We start from the raw sequence: 13090 nt of genomic DNA, 5'->3' as shown, positions 1-13090 counted from the left end.
CCCGGGCCCGGCCGCCGTCGTCGTTCCCCCGGGAGCCGGCACCGGCTCGCTCCTACCTGTAGCACCGTCCCCAGAAAGGCCCCTGACATGTTCGAGTCCGTGCAAGGACTGCTGGACGAGCACGCCGAGATCCAGAAGCAGCTCAGCGACCCCGCGGTCTACCAGGACCAGGCGCTGGCGCGGAAGCTCGGCCGCCGCTCCGCCCAGCTCAACGGCATCGTGGAGGCCTACAACCGCTGGAAGCAGCTCGGGGACGACCTCGAGGCGGCCGAGGAGATGGCCCAGGAGGATCCCGACTTCGCGGCCGAGGTCCCCGTCCTCAAGGAGGGGCACGAGAGCGCCCAGGAGAAGCTGCGCCGGCTCCTCATCCCGCGCGACCCCAACGACGCCCGCAACGTGATCCTCGAGATCAAGGGCGGCGAAGGCGGCGACGAGGCAGCGCTCTTCGCCGCCGACCTTACGCGCATGTACACGCGCTACGCCGAGTCGAAGGGCTGGAAGACCGAGGTCCTCTCCTCGACCGAGTCTGACCTCGGCGGCTACAAGGACATCCAGATCGCGGTCAAGGGCGGCTCCAGCGACCCGGCCGAGGGCGTGTTCGCCCACCTGAAGTACGAGGGCGGGGTGCACCGCGTCCAGCGCGTGCCGGTCACCGAGTCGCAGGGCCGCATCCACACCTCCGCGGCCGGCGTCCTCGTCTTTCCCGAGGTGGACGAGCCGGAAGAGATCGAGATCAGCGCCAACGACCTCAAGATCGACGTCTACCGCTCCTCGGGCCCCGGCGGCCAGAGCGTCAACACGACCGACTCGGCCGTGCGCATCACCCACCTGCCCACGGGCATCGTCGTGGCGATGCAGAACGAGAAGTCCCAGCTGCAGAACCGCGAGGCCGCGATGCGCGTGCTCCGCTCCCGCCTCCTCGCGCACCAGCAGGAGCAGATCGACGCCGAGAACGCCGAGGCGCGCAAGTCCCAGGTGCGCACCATGGACCGCTCCGAGCGCATCCGCACCTACAACTACCCCGAGAACCGCATCGCGGACCACCGCACCGGGTACAAGGCGTACAACCTCGACGCGGTCATGGACGGCGACCTCGGCCCCGTCATCCAGTCCTGCATCGACATGGACGAGCAGCACCGGCTCGAGGCGCTCGGCGAATGACCGAGGCCGCCGGGAGCGGGGCAGGCGGGGGAGCGCGGCCGGGGGCGGAGGAGGACCTCGGCGCCGCCCTGCGGCGGGCGGCCGCCCTCCTTGCCGAGGCGGGCGTGCCGAGCCCGCGGGTGGACGCGGAGCTCCTCGCCGAGCACCTGCTCGCCCACGGCCCCACGGGCGATGCGCTGGGCGGGGGCGGCCTCGGCCGCCTGCGGGCGCTCGCCATCGCCGGCCATCCCGTCCCGGACGGCTTCTGGGACCTCGTCGCGGAGCGCGCCCGGCGCGTGCCGCTGCAGCACCTCACCGGGGCGGCCCACTTCCGTCACCTGACCCTCGCCGTCGGCCCCGGAGTCTTCGTCCCCCGGCCCGAGACCGAGGGCGTCGTCCAGGTCGCGCTCGACTGGATCGCGGAGCACTTCCCCGGTGCCGTCGCCCCGGCCCCGGGGGAGGCGCCCGACGCCGCCGGGCCGGCCCGCGCGGGCGGCCGCCCGGTCGTCGTCGACCTCGGCACGGGGTCCGGGGCCATCGCCGCCTCGGTCGCGCACGAGGTGCCCGGCGCCGTCGTGCACGCCGTGGAGCTGTCCGAGCTCGCCCACGCGTGGGCCGCGCGGAACCTGGCGCTGCCCGAGGTGGGCGGACGAGTCCGGCTGGTGCGCGGCGACCTGCGCACCGCGCTCGGCGAGCTGGACGGCACCGTGGACGTCGTCGTGACGAACCCGCCGTACATCCCCCCGGACATGGTCCCCCGGGACCCGGAGGCGGCCCTTCACGACCCCGAGATGGCGCTCTACGGGGGCGCCGACGGTGGCCTCGAGCTCCCGCTCGCCGCCGCGGCCACGGCCGCGCGGCTCCTCGTCCCGGGCGGATTCCTGGTCATGGAGCACGCGGAGGTGCAGGCGCGGCGCATCGCCGAGCGGCTCGCGGCGAGCCCGGACTGGACTGCCGTGCGCTCCCACGCCGACCTCAACGGCCTCCCGCGCGCCACGAGCGCGGTGCGCGCCTGATGCCCGGACGGTGCACGGCAGAGTGCGTGGAAGAATGGTCGCCGTGACGACCGCGACCTACAACTGCACCGATCCCCAGCAGCGCGCCGAGGGCCTCGCCCACGCCCAGCGCGCGATCGCCCAGAAGCAGTGCATCGTGATGCCGACCGACACGGTCTACGGCATCGCCGCCGACGCCTTCTCCGCACAGGCTGTCGCCACGCTCCTGGCCGCCAAGGGCCGCGGCCGTTCCATGCCCCCGCCCGTGCTCATCCCGCGCCTGCAGACCATGGATGGCCTCGCGACGGAGGTGCCGGCCGCCGGCCGCGCCCTCGCCGAGAAGTTCTGGCCGGGTCCGCTCACGCTCATCTTCCACGCCCAGCCCTCGCTGACCTGGGACCTGGGGGAGACCAAGGGGACCGTGGCCCTGCGCATCCCCGACGACGAGCTCGCCCAGGCGCTCCTGACCATCACGGGCCCGCTCGCCGTCTCGAGTGCCAACCGCACCGGCCATCCCGCGGCCCAGACCGCAGCGGAGGCCCGCGAGCAGCTCGCCGAGAGCGTGGAGGTCTACCTCGAGGAGGGCTTCCGCCCGGCCGACGGGGACGACGGCGGGGCCGCGGGGCTGCCCTCGACCATCATCGACTGCACGGGGGAGCACCTGCGCGTCGTGCGCCAGGGCGCGCTCAGCCTCGAGGCGATCCGCGAGGTCGCACCGGACGTGCTCGGCCTGGGCGAGGAGCCCGCGGTCCACGAGCCGGCGGACGCAGAGCCCGTGGCAGCAGAGCCCGCAGCCGAGCAGCCGGCCGGAGCGGCTGGTGACGCCGCAGCCGAGCAGCCCGCCGCGGCCGCCGGCGAGCAGGCAGACCTCCCGCCCGCATGAGCACCACGGGAACCGCACCCCAGCACCTTCCAGCCGGGACCGCGGAGGCGCCCCCGCGCGTCGTCGCCGTCGTCGTGAGCTTCAACCGCCGAAAGCTGCTCGCGCGCACCCTCGCGGGACTCGCGTCGGGGACCATGCTGCCCGCGGCCGTGGTGGTCGTGGACAACGCCTCGACGGACGGCTCGGCCGAGTTCGTCCGCACGCTGCAGACCCCGCTGGCGATCGACCTCGTGGAGCTCGGCACCAACGTGGGCGGCGCCGGCGGCTTCACCGTGGGGATCGAGCGGGCCGTGCTCGACCACGATGCCGACCTCGTGTGGGTCATGGACGACGACACCGAGCCGCACGCCGACACCCTCGCCGCGGCCGTCGACGCGTGGACCCGGTACGCGCAGGCCCCCGAGCACCGGCCCACCGTGCTCGCCAGCCACGTGGTCTGGTCCGACGGGCGCGAGCACCCCATGAACTCCATGCGGGAGCGGCTCGGCGTCACCGCCACGCAGCGCCGCCGCGCCGCGGCAGTCGGCGCCCGCCCCATCCGCAGCGCGTCGTTCGTCTCGTGCTTCCTCTCCGGAGACGCGGTGCGGGCGCTCGGCCTGCCGGTCGCGGACTACTTCCTGTGGGGCGACGACTTCGAGTACACGACGCGGCTGGCCCGCTTCCACGACGCGATCCAAATCCCGGCCTCCGTCGTGACGCATCACACCAAGAAGTTCGGCACGACCGACGTGGACCCGGGCCCGCGGTTCTACTACGAGGTCCGCAACCGGTTCTGGCTCTACGGACGCACGCATTCCCTCGCCCCGTGGGAGCGGCTCGCGTACGCGTACGCGACGGCCCGGATCTGGGCCCGGACCTTCGCCAAGTCCGCCGACCGGCGCCTCCTCGCGGGGTGCCTCGCGCGCGGCCTGCGCGACGCCCTCCGCGCGCCGCGCAGCAACGCCGAGGTCCTCGCGGGCATCTACCCGCTGCGGCCCGTGCCGGCGCTGCCGCCCGCGGCGCCGCTTCCGGCGGGGGAGCCGTTCAGCCTCCTGCTGCCGGTATACGACGGCGACACCGCCGACCGCTTCCGGCGCGCCCTCGCCTCGAGCACCGCCGAGCAGGAGCGGCCGCCGGCGGAGGCGGTGATCGTGCGCGACGGACCGGTGCACGCCGAGCTCCAGGCCGCCCTCGACGACGCGCAGGCCATCGCGGGACCGGCCACGTCGGTGACCGTGCTGGCCCTGCCGTCGAACGTCGGCATCACCGCGGCGCTGGGCCTCGGCCTGGCGGCGTGCCGCCACGCGGTGGTCGCCCGCGCCGACGCGGACGACATCTCGCTGCCGCGCCGGTTCGCGGCCCAGCTGCCCGTCATCGAGGCCGGCGCCGACCTCGTCGGCAGCGCGATGGAGGAGATCGGCGACGACGAGGCGGCGGTCCTCGCGACGCGCTCGGTCCCCACCTCGCCGCCGCAGATCGTCGCGGCCGCCCGGGCCCGCAACCCGATCTCGCACCCCACGGTCGTCTTCCGCCGCGCCGCCGCCGAGGCGGTGGGCGGGTACCAGTCGGTGCCGGCGGCCGAGGACTACTGGCTGTGGGTGCGGATGATCGCCGCGGGCGCCGCCGTGCGGAACCTCGCCGAACCGCTCGTGCGCTACCGGGTCTCCGGCGGCGCGTACGAACGGCGCGGCGGCCTGCGCGTGCTCGCGAACGATGTCGCCACCCAGGACCAGCTCCTGGCCGGCGGCTTCATCACGCGCGCCGACTGGCTGCGCAACGTGGGCATCCGCGCCGTGTACCGCTTCCTGCCCACCTCGGTGCGCGCCGGGCGGTACCGGCGCATGGTCGCGCCGCGGAGCTGAGACTGGACGCGCCGTCCGGCACGGCAGAGTATCTTGGACACGCACGCGGGGCACACGCCGGGGCCCCCACGGAAGAGAGTCAATGAAACGCGCATGAGCTTCTCCGCAACAACGCCGGAGGCCCCGAGGCCGGTGCTGTGGCGCTGGATCCAGTTCGTCCTGGATGCCGGAGCATGGACGCTGGCCATCCTCGTCGCCGTCGTCCTCCGCTACGAGCTCACCGAGCAGACCCTCACGCCCAACGGCGTCGCGGCGTTCAGCCTGCTCGCCATCCTGTGCCAGGCAGTCGTCGGCTTCAGCATGGCCCTCTACCAGGGCCGGTACAGCTTCGGCTCGTTCGAGGAGGCCAGGCTCCTGGTCTCGGTCACGCTCATCGTGGCCACGATCCTCGTGCTCCTGAGCACCTTCCTCGGCTTCAGCCTGCAGATCCCGCGCAGCACGGGCGTCATCGCGTTCCCGTTCGCCGCGCTGTTCATGGCGGCGAGCCGGTACGCGAAGCGCATGTGGGTCGAGAGCCGGCAGAAGCCGGGGGAGAACGCCCAGCAGGCGCTCGTCTACGGCGCCGGCTTCCTCGGCTCGAACCTCGTCACCCGGATGATGCAGGACCCGAAGTCGCCGTACTACCCGGCCGGCTTCATCGACGACGACCCCGCCAAGAAGCACCTGCGGGTCTCCTCGGTCCAGGTCCTCGGCACCGGCGAGGACCTCCCCGAGCTCATCCGCCGGACGCGGTCGACGGCGCTCATCCTCGCCTTCGCCGCGGCCGACGCCGCGTTCATCCGCGGGGTGTCGGACCGCGTGGCAGGGCTGGGAGTGAAGGTGCTCGTGCTCCCCCCGCTGAAGGACATGCTCGGCGGCGGCGCGCACAGCGTCACTGACTTCCGCGAGGTCGCGGTCGAGGACCTCATCGGCCGGCGGCCGGTGGACATCAAGGTCGAGGAGATCGCCGGCTACATCACCAGCAAGCGCGTCCTCGTCACGGGCGCTGGCGGCTCGATCGGCTCCGAGCTGTGCCGCCAGATCCACCCCTTCGCCCCGGCCGAGCTCATCATGGTCGACCACGACGAGACCGCCCTCCAGGCCACCCAGATTTCCCTGACGGGCCGCGGCCTGCTCGACGGCCGGGACACGGTGCTCGTGAGCATCCGCGACGCCGAGGGGCTCACCCGCGTCTTCCGCGACCGGCGTCCTGAGGTCGTCTTCCACGCCGCCGCGCTCAAGCACGCGCCGCTGCTCCAGCAGTACCCCGCCGAGGCGTGGAAGACCAACGTCGTCGGAACGCTCAACGTCCTGCGGGCAGCCGAGGCGGTCGGGGTCGAGGCGTTCGTGAACGTCTCCACCGACAAGGCCGCGGCCCCCACCACCGTCCTGGGGCACTCCAAGCGGATGGCCGAGCGCCTCACCGCGTGGATGGCGGGGCGCACCGGACGGCGCTACGTCTCGGTCCGCTTCGGCAACGTCATGGGCTCGCGCGGCTCGATGCTCCCGCTCTTCTCCGAGCAGATCCGCACCGGCGGCCCGGTGACGGTCACCCATCCCGAGGTCACCCGCTTCTTCATGACCATCCCCGAGGCATGCCAGCTCGTCATCCAGGCCGGTGCGATCGGCAGCGGGGGAGAGGTGCTCATCCTCGACATGGGGGAACCGGTCCGCATCCTCGATGTGGCGGAGCGGATGATCGCGATGTCCGGCAAGGACATCGACGTCGTCTTCACCGGGCTGCGGCCAGCGGAGAAGCTGCACGAGGACCTCGTGGACCCCGACGTCGCCGACGTGCGGCCCCTCCACCCCAAGATCTCCCACGCGACCTCGTCCGGCATCGCCCCGGACCGCCTCGATTACGACCGCTGGCTCGCCGAGTGCGCGCGCACGGAGGAGGCGATGATCGAGGCCCAGGTGCAGGAGGAGACCGAGCTCTCGCACGAGGTCATTCCGGGGTCGGGGGCAGCGTGATCGTCCTCGCCGCGGCGCTGGCCTTCGCGGTCAGCGCCGCGCTGCCCGTCCTTGCCCGGCCCGTGCTGACGCGCCTCGGGGTCATCGACGTCCCGGGCGAGCGCTCCTCCCACACCCGTCCCACCGTGCGGGGGCTCGGGCTGACCATCGGGATGGGCCTGCTCGCGGGCTGGGCCGTCGCCTTCGCGGCGGGCCTCGCGGACGACGGCGCCGGGCTGGCCGCGTGCGTCGTCGCGGGCACCGTCGCGGCCGCCGCCGTGGGGTGGGCAGAGGACCTGCGGGGCCTGCGGATCAAGAGCCGGGCCGCCCTGCAGCTCGCGGTCGGCTTCGCGGGCACCCTCGCGATCATCCTCGTGACGGGCAAGGGCCTGTGGTGGCTCCCGCTCGGCATGGTGGCCGTGGCCGCCTACATCAACGTCGCCAACTTCATGGACGGGATCAACGGCATCTCGGGGCTGCACGCCGTCGCCGTGGGCATCCTCTACGCCGCCGCAGGCGCCGCCACCGGACACGGCTGGCTCGTCGCAGCGGGCGTGCTGCTCGCGGCCTCCTTCGCGGGGTTCCTCCCGTGGAACGTCCTGCGCGGGTCGATGTTCATGGGCGACGTGGGCAGCTACCTGCTCGGGGCGGGGATCTCGCTCACCGCGGTCGCCGCATTCCTCGCCCAGCTCCCGCTCGAGTACGTCTTCTCGCCCGTGCTCGTCTACCTGGCCGACACCTTCGCGACGCTCGTGCGGCGCACCCTGCAGGGCAAGCGCTGGTACGCCTCGCACCGGGAGCACGTGTACCAGCGGCTCACCGACAACGGCCTGCGGCACCTCGAGGTCGCGCTCCTGGTCACCGCGGCCTCCGTCCTGACCGGACTCGCGGGCTTCTACGCGGCGACCGCGCCGTCGGGCGGGGTGTTCGCCGCCCAGGTGGTGACCGCCGCCGTCCTCGTGGCCTACCTGACCTCCCCGGCCTGGCTGCGCGCCCGCCGGGCACGCCCCGCCTCCTGACGGCGCGCCCCGGCCCCGCCGGGCGGCGGGAACCTCTTCTATCCTGTGTAGAATAGGAGGGCACCCACCCCCGCCGGCCTCCTGGCAGCAGGCCGCCGACGAATTGGCATGAAATGGACCCCATGACGCACCGGCACGGCTTCTTCGGCCGTCCCCGCGTCGGCCGCTCCGACCCCGGACCCACCCCGTGGCTCGGCCTCGCCGGCACCTGCACGGCGGCGTCCGCCGCGGCAGCGGTCCTGCTCGTGGCGGCGGCCCTGGTGTCCACCGGCCCCGCGGCCGCGGCGAGCGTGGCCTTCGCGGCCGTGATCGTGATCGCGTTCTTCGCCCTGAGCCTCATCGCAGGGCATCTCGTGGGGCGGCGGAACCCGTCGGGGGCCATCGGCGTCTTCGCCGTGGTCTACGTGCTCAAGATCGTCGGCTTCGCCGCGATCCTGCTCTGGATCGGCACCCCGGCCTGGATCGACCGCCCGTGGTTCGGCGCCGCCGGGATCGTGAGCGTCGTCGTCTGGCAGGCGGCCGAGCTCTACCGCTTCAGCAGGCTCCGCCTGCAGATCTTCGACGACGCTCCGGCGGCCGATGGCACCGGTGGCGACGCCGCGCCGTCGTCCGGGAAGGAGGGTCCCCGTGCCTGAGGACACCACGCCCCAGCAGGGCCCCGTCGAGCCTTCCGGCGACGGCGGCTACAACTCCGGAATGGCCGTCTTCAGCTATGTGATTGGCGGGATCGTTGTCTGGAGTTTGATAGGGTGGGGGCTGGACAATCTCCTGAAAACGCGCTGGCTTGTGCTCGCTGGCGCTCTGGTGGGGATTGCCGGCGGCATCTACCTGACCATGAAGCATGGGCTCTTCACGCACCGAACGGGCCCCGCTGAGCATCAGGGCCCAGGCGATGACGCCGAGGCGGACCGTCGCTGATGGAGCACCCGAAAAATTTCACATGTGGGGGTCGAAGCCACTCGCCCCAGCATCTGCCCGACGATGGACACTGCAGAGAGGAATCGCGTTGACCCCGCTCACGCTTCCGGCCGAAGACTCCGGCGCCTTCACCCCGCCCACCCTCGAGGACATGCACCTCCCGGCCATCTTCCCCTGGGGCGCGCACGAGGGCTTCTCGAAGCAGATGCTCATGGTCCTGCTCTCCGTCGTCTTCATCGCCTGGTTCTTCATCGCGGCCTCCCGCAAGGGCCAGCTGGTCCCCGGCAAGCTCCAGTTCGCCGGGGAGTACCTCTACGGGTTCGTGCGCAACTCGATCGGCAAGGACATCATCGGCGGCAAGGACTTCATGAAGTTCGTGCCCCTGCTCTTCGCGCTGTTCTTCTTCATCCTCGTGAACAACATCTACGGCGCGATCCCGTTCTTCCAGCTGCCCACGATGTCCCACGTCGGCGGCGCGTACTTCCTCGCGGCGCTCGTCTACGTGACGTGGATCGGCGTCGGCCTGAAGAAGTTCGGCGCGCGGTTCCTCAAGCTCACCGTGGTCCCCGCGGGGGTGCCGTGGTACATCCTGCCGATCGTCGTCCCGATCGAGATCATCTCGAACTTCATCGTCCGCCCGATGACGCACAGCCTCCGTCTCTTCGCGACCATGCTCGCCGGCCACCTCGTGGTCGCGCTGGCGGGGTCCGGCATCGCGTTCCTCATCGCGCAGGAGAGCGTGGTCCTCAAGGGGACGTCGCTGCTCGTGCTCGTCGGCGCGACCGCGATGTACATGCTCGAGGCGCTGATCATGGTGCTGCAGGCGTACGTCTTCACGCTTCTGACTGCCATCTACATTCAGGGCGCGCTCCACGCGGACGCCCACTGAGACTTCCCCTTCACGGGGGATGAACCGATCACTCAACCCGCCCTCCAGGGCAGCCTGAAAGGAACACAATGACCGGCAACCTCAACCTCGTCGGCTACGGTCTCTCCGCCATCGGCGGTGCCATCGGCGTGGGTCTCGTCTTTGCGGCCTACATCAATGGCGTGGCCCGCCAGCCGGAGGCGCAGCGCGTGCTCCAGCCGATCGCCTTCCTCGGCCTTGCGCTCACCGAGGCGCTCGCGATCCTCGGCCTCGTGTTCGCCTTCGTTCTCTGACCCAGAACACGGCACACACAGCCAGAACCGAGTAGATAGGAGGGGTGCAACACATGCATCAGTTCATTGTTAGCGCCGCCACCGAGGGCGCCCAGAGCCCGCTCATGCCGAGCTGGTGGGAAATCCTGGTCGTTGCTGTCGGCTTCGCCGTCCTGCTCTTCATCGTGGTCAAGTTCGTCGTTCCCGCGTTCGAGAAGACGTTCGCGGAGCGCGCCGAGGCCATCGAGGGGGGCATCGCCAAGGCAGAGAAGGCCCAGGCGGAGGCGTCCGCAGCCCTCGAGGAGTACAAGCAGCAGCTCACCGACGCCCGCACCGAGGCCAACCGCATCCGCGAAGAGGCCCGCGCCGAGGGCGCCCAGATCCTCGCCGAGCTCAAGGAGAAGGCTGCCGCCGAGGCCGCCCGCATCACCGAGCAGGCGCACGTCCAGATCGAGGCCGAGCGCCAGCAGGCTGTTGCGTCGCTCCGCTCCGAGGTGGGCACCCTGGCCACGACCCTGGCCGGCCGGATCGTCGGTGAGTCCCTCGACGACGATGCGCGCGCCGCCCGTGTGGTGGACCGCTTCCTCGACGAGCTGGAGTCCCAGAACGCAGGTGCGGCGAAGTAATGGCAGGAGCATCGAGCGAATCGCTGGCCGCCGAGCTGGCGGACCTGGAGACCACGCTGCCCACGGCCTCGCTGTCGCTGGCGCGGGAGCTCTTCGGCATCCTCGCCGTCCTCGACGGCTCCGCCGGGCTTCGGCGCGCGCTGACCGACCCGTCCCGTGAGGGCGCGGAGAAGTCGGCCCTCGTGCACAGCCTGCTGGACGGCAAGGCCTCGGGCGAGGCCGTGGAGATCACGGCCAAGCTCGCCGCCTCGCGGTGGGCCGGCGCGCGCGACATCAGCGATGCGCTCGAGACCATCGCCTCGACCGTGGCATGCGCCGTGGCCGAGCAGGGCGCGGGGACCGCGAGCGGACTCAGCGGGCTGGAGAAGCTCCAGAACGACCTGTTCGCGTTCAACAACACCGTCGAGGGCAACCACGAGCTCCAGGCCGCCCTGACCGAGCAGCAGGCCTCCCCGGAGGCCCGGCGCACCCTCGCCCTGCGGCTCGTGCCGGAGGCGTCCGAGGAGGCCCGGCTGCTCATCGGCCAGGCGGTGTCCGCCCCGCGCGGCGCCAAGCCGACGGCCCTCGTGGAGAAGTTCGCGTCCCTCGCCGCTGGCCGCCAGAAGCGCTGGATCGCCGACGTCGCCGTCGCGCGTCCTCTGGGCGAGGGGCAGCTGAAGCGGCTCCAGGACGGGCTCAACACCCTCTACGGGCGCGAGCTGAAGATCAACACGACCGTGGAACCCTCGCTCGTCGGCGGCCTCCGCGTGACGGTCGGCGACGAGGTGCTCGATGCCTCGACGGTGACGCGGCTCGGCGACCTGCGACGTCAGCTGGCCGCCCAGGCACGCTGAGGCATCAGCACACTCCGTACAAGACAATCCGGTCATCGCAGCAGTTCCGCTTTCGATGACCACGAGATCAAGAGAGCAGGACTGAAGATGGCCGAATTGACCATCAATGCCGACGACGTCCGCAGCGCGCTGAACGACTTCGCGGCTTCCTACCAGCCCGGCACGGCTGAGCGCGTCGAGGTCGGCCGCGTCACCTCCGCCGGAGACGGCATCGCCCGTGTCGAGGGGCTTCCCTCGGTCATGGCGAACGAACTCCTCCGGTTCGAGGACGGCACCCTGGGCCTGGCCCAGAACCTCGACGTCCGCGAGATCGGCGTCATCGTCCTCGGTGACTTCGGCGGCATCGAGGAGGGCCAGGAGGTGCACCGCACCGGCCAGATCCTCTCCGTGCCCGTCGGCGACGCCTTCCTCGGACGCGTCGTGGACCCGCTCGGCGCCCCCATCGACGACCTGGGCCCGATCGCGGCGGAGGCTACCCGCGCGCTCGAGCTCCAGGCGCCCGGCGTGACCCAGCGCAAGTCGGTCCACGAGCCGATGCAGACCGGCCTCAAGGCCATCGACGCGATGATCCCGATCGGGCGCGGCCAGCGCCAGCTGATCATCGGCGACCGCCAGACGGGCAAGACCGCCATCGCGGTGGACACGATCATCAACCAGAAGGCGAACTGGGCCTCGGGCGATGTCACCAAGCAGGTCCGCTGCATCTACGTCGCGATCGGCCAGAAGGCCTCAACGATCGCCGCCGTGCGCCAGACCCTCGAGGACCACGGTGCCCTCGAGTACACGACGATCGTCGCCTCCCCGGCGTCCGATCCCGCCGGCTTCAAGTACCTTGCCCCCTACGCCGGCTCGGCCATCGGCCAGCACTGGATGTACGGCGGCAAGCACGTCCTCATCATCTTCGATGACCTCTCGAAGCAGGCCGAGGCGTACCGCGCGGTTTCCCTGCTCCTCCGCCGCCCGCCGGGCCGCGAGGCGTACCCGGGCGACGTGTTCTACCTGCACTCCCGCCTCCTCGAGCGCTGCGCGAAGCTCTCGGACGAGCTCGGTGCAGGCTCGATGACCGGCCTGCCGATCATCGAGACGAAGGCGAACGACGTCTCGGCGTACATCCCGACCAACGTCATCTCCATCACCGACGGGCAGATCTTCCTGCAGTCCGACCTGTTCAACGCCAACCAGCGTCCCGCGGTCGACGTCGGCATCTCGGTCTCCCGCGTCGGCGGCGCCGCGCAGGTGAAGTCGATGAAGTCGGTCTCCGGCACGCTGAAGCTGGACCTCGCCCAGTACCGCGACATGCAGGCGTTCGCGATGTTCGCGTCCGACCTCGACGCGGCGTCCCGCCAGCAGCTCACCCGTGGCGCCCGCCTCATGGAGCTGCTCAAGCAGGGCCAGTACTCGCCGTTCCCGGTCGAGGAGCAGGTCGTGTCCATCTGGGCCGGTACGCGCGGCTACCTCGACGACGTCCCCGTCGAGGACGTGCGCCGCTTCGAGGCTGACTTCCTGGACTACCTCAAGCGCAAGACGTCGATCCTGACGACGCTGGCCCAGACGGGCAAGCTCGAGGACGACACCGTCGAGGCCCTCAAGACCGCCGTCACGGAGTTCAAGAAGGGCTTCTTCGGCCAGGGCGACAGCCTGCTGGTCGGCGCCGGGCACGAGGAGCACGATGCTCTTGCCGAAGGCGACGTCAACCAGGAAAAGATCGTCAAGCAGAAGCGCTGATTCCCTGCAGCTGATCGGTCGGGCCGGGGCCCACGGCT

General features: G+C 71.5%; 13 protein-coding genes. All 13 read left to right on the top strand.

Going from position 1 to position 13090, the window contains the following annotated elements; all coding sequences use genetic code 11:
- Nucleotides 1–87 precede the first annotated feature (87 nt).
- Entirely contained in the window at nucleotides 88–1161 is a 1074-nt protein-coding gene (gene prfA / locus ACVWWH_RS13600) for a peptide chain release factor 1 (RefSeq protein WP_066498592.1), read from the top strand.
- Entirely contained in the window at nucleotides 1158–2156 is a 999-nt protein-coding gene (locus tag ACVWWH_RS13595) for a N5-glutamine methyltransferase family protein (RefSeq protein WP_457316918.1), read from the top strand. Before prfA ends, ACVWWH_RS13595 begins: the two co-directional genes overlap by 4 nt.
- A gap of 43 nt (nucleotides 2157–2199) precedes the next feature.
- On the top strand, nucleotides 2200–3018 hold the full coding sequence (locus ACVWWH_RS13590; RefSeq protein ID WP_457316917.1) for an L-threonylcarbamoyladenylate synthase: 819 nt from the start codon (nucleotides 2200–2202) through the stop codon (nucleotides 3016–3018).
- A complete protein-coding gene (locus ACVWWH_RS13585; RefSeq protein ID WP_457316916.1) occupies nucleotides 3015–4859 on the top strand; it encodes a glycosyltransferase in 1845 nt (614 codons plus the stop codon). Before ACVWWH_RS13590 ends, ACVWWH_RS13585 begins: the two co-directional genes overlap by 4 nt.
- Nucleotides 4860–4952: 93 nt before the next feature.
- Nucleotides 4953–6812: a polysaccharide biosynthesis protein gene (locus tag ACVWWH_RS13580; protein WP_457316915.1), complete on the top strand. Its 1860-nt coding sequence runs from the start codon at nucleotides 4953–4955 to the stop codon at nucleotides 6810–6812.
- Entirely contained in the window at nucleotides 6809–7810 is a 1002-nt protein-coding gene (locus ACVWWH_RS13575; protein WP_141305481.1) for an MraY family glycosyltransferase, read from the top strand. The genes ACVWWH_RS13580 and ACVWWH_RS13575 overlap by 4 nt, the downstream gene beginning before the upstream one ends.
- Before the next feature lie 122 nt (nucleotides 7811–7932).
- The gene (locus tag ACVWWH_RS13570; protein WP_457316914.1) at nucleotides 7933–8445 is read left to right on the top strand and encodes a hypothetical protein; all 513 of its coding nucleotides are present in this window, start codon (nucleotides 7933–7935) and stop codon (nucleotides 8443–8445) included.
- Nucleotides 8438–8728, top strand: coding sequence for an AtpZ/AtpI family protein (locus ACVWWH_RS13565; protein WP_066498580.1), 291 nt, complete (start codon nucleotides 8438–8440; stop codon nucleotides 8726–8728). The genes ACVWWH_RS13570 and ACVWWH_RS13565 overlap by 8 nt, the downstream gene beginning before the upstream one ends.
- An 88-nt stretch (nucleotides 8729–8816) precedes the next feature.
- Entirely contained in the window at nucleotides 8817–9617 is an 801-nt protein-coding gene (gene atpB / locus ACVWWH_RS13560; RefSeq protein ID WP_066498577.1) for a F0F1 ATP synthase subunit A, read from the top strand.
- A gap of 68 nt (nucleotides 9618–9685) precedes the next feature.
- The gene (gene atpE, locus ACVWWH_RS13555; protein ID WP_066498570.1) at nucleotides 9686–9889 is read left to right on the top strand and encodes an ATP synthase F0 subunit C; all 204 of its coding nucleotides are present in this window, start codon (nucleotides 9686–9688) and stop codon (nucleotides 9887–9889) included.
- Between the two features lie 53 nt (nucleotides 9890–9942).
- A complete protein-coding gene (locus tag ACVWWH_RS13550) occupies nucleotides 9943–10494 on the top strand; it encodes a F0F1 ATP synthase subunit B (protein ID WP_066498562.1) in 552 nt (183 codons plus the stop codon).
- A complete protein-coding gene (locus ACVWWH_RS13545; RefSeq protein WP_457316913.1) occupies nucleotides 10494–11327 on the top strand; it encodes a F0F1 ATP synthase subunit delta in 834 nt (277 codons plus the stop codon). Before ACVWWH_RS13550 ends, ACVWWH_RS13545 begins: the two co-directional genes overlap by 1 nt.
- 87 nt (nucleotides 11328–11414) lie before the next feature.
- Nucleotides 11415–13052, top strand: coding sequence for a F0F1 ATP synthase subunit alpha (gene atpA / locus ACVWWH_RS13540; RefSeq protein WP_066498553.1), 1638 nt, complete (start codon nucleotides 11415–11417; stop codon nucleotides 13050–13052).
- The last annotated feature ends 38 nt before the right edge of the window (nucleotides 13053–13090 follow it).

The sequence above is a fragment of the Sinomonas sp. RB5 genome (genome assembly GCF_054063535.1).
This window is presented reverse-complemented; position numbering and strand designations above follow the sequence as displayed.